Genomic DNA, 499 nt, shown 5'->3' with positions numbered 1-499 from the left:
GACGAACGGGGTCAGGTTGGCGGCCTTGACGAAGAACGCCCCGGCGAGCACGACGAAGACGCAGAGGCCCACCTTCACCAGCACCAGCAGGTTGGTCAACCGGGCGGACTCCCGGATGCCGACGATGGCCACCACGCCGAGCAGCAGCACGATGCCGATCGCGCCGAGGTTGACGATGCTTCCCTCCTCGGCGAACCAGGCGCTCGGCAGGCCGAACAGGTCGGCGAGGTAGCCGGACCAGCCGCGGGCCACCACCGCCGCGCCGAGCGCGAACTCCAGCAGCAGGTCCCAGCCGATGATCCAGGCGACGATCTCGCCCATGGTCGCGTACGCGTAGGTGTAGGCGCTGCCGGCGGTCGGCACGCTGGAGGCGAGTTCGGCGTAGCAGAGCGCGGCGAGCAGCGCGACCACGCCGGCGATGGCGAAGGAGATCACCACGCCGGGGCCGGCGCTGTCCCGGGCCTCGATGCCGGTGAGGGTGAAGATGCCGGTGCCGATG

The 499-nt window shown here is 70.7% G+C and carries 1 protein-coding gene; it reads right to left on the bottom strand.

Going from position 1 to position 499, the window contains the following annotated elements; all coding sequences use genetic code 11:
* The coding region (locus tag SM447_RS30155) for an amino acid permease (RefSeq protein WP_474576250.1) at nucleotides 1–499 on the bottom strand (499 nt) is incomplete at both ends.

The sequence above is a fragment of the Micromonospora aridisoli genome, from assembly GCF_056150025.1.
This window is presented reverse-complemented; position numbering and strand designations above follow the sequence as displayed.